Source organism: Aliivibrio finisterrensis (assembly GCF_008933155.1).
Classification (GTDB): domain Bacteria; phylum Pseudomonadota; class Gammaproteobacteria; order Enterobacterales; family Vibrionaceae; genus Aliivibrio; species Aliivibrio finisterrensis.
Genome location: NZ_WBVP01000139.1, coordinates 1 through 217 on the forward strand (window position 1 = coordinate 1; position 217 = coordinate 217).

Below are 217 nucleotides of genomic sequence, written 5' to 3' on the forward strand. Positions count from 1 at the left end.
TGCGTAGTTTTGGATCACTGTTAGGCTATCGATAAGTGTTTGTATCGAGGCAACACTTGTTAGTGACTGACTGTCAACTTGTGCATTAATTTCCGCTAAATTGTTGGCATCAATACCCGTGACGCCAAAGTCGGCATAATCACTCACCGATGGTGCAGGTTGCGTATTATCCAACGCGTAGGTTCGTATCACATTGACGCTATCGGTTAAAGTCTGG

1 protein-coding gene is annotated in these 217 nt (G+C 44.7%); it reads right to left on the bottom strand.

What is annotated here, in order from left to right:
* A partial coding sequence (locus F8B77_RS17855) for a hypothetical protein (RefSeq protein WP_167512894.1) occupies nt 1-217 on the bottom strand: 217 nt, incomplete at both ends.